Annotated in this window: 1 protein-coding gene; it reads right to left on the reverse strand. The window is 61.4% G+C overall.

The annotated features are described in order from the left end of the window. Positions 1-173 precede the first annotated feature (173 nt). On the reverse strand, positions 174-549 hold a 376-nt coding region (locus KUM49_RS37055; RefSeq protein WP_217241368.1), incomplete at its 5' end, for a hypothetical protein.

Consider the following 549-nt stretch of genomic DNA (forward strand, 5'->3'; position numbering starts at 1 on the left):
CCGCATCAACTCCTGGCGCTTGTCGACCTTCACCACCTCGCCGATGTTGTGATCCGGATCGAGCCGACGGCCAGCATTCCAATCAATGATCCGGAAAAGACCGACGTTCGAGGGATCGAAACTGAAAGAGGCGGCGTCCATACGCATCCCGTCGTCGAAGGCGACACCGGCACCTACAGCATGCGTTGGCGGGTGACGCGCCAAAGCTGTGTCAGGGACATCGTGGCATGGGGCAGATACTGGCGGCCTGTCCCGTCCGCGCCGGCGGTCCAGGGGCCGTCCTGCCAGGTTCCCAGAACCATGGTGACTGTTGGCCTGTCCAGGTCGTACCAGTCCACGTCCTCGATCTCGAACGCGTTCTCAGCTGTCGCTACCCGAGCCACTAGCTCGTCTTCTTCCAGGGGTGTCTTGACGTGGGCGAAGAAGTAACCGGATGCCTCCACCACGTAGGAGCCGAACCAGGAGAAGACGATGTTGTTGTAGTAGTCCTTGGGGTTGGTGAGTCCGAGTTCTTCGCGCAGGGCCCGGACGGCCAGTTCGTGGCAGTTC

This window comes from Streptomyces sp. AC555_RSS877 (genome assembly GCF_019049245.1).
Taxonomy (GTDB): domain Bacteria; phylum Actinomycetota; class Actinomycetes; order Streptomycetales; family Streptomycetaceae; genus Streptomyces.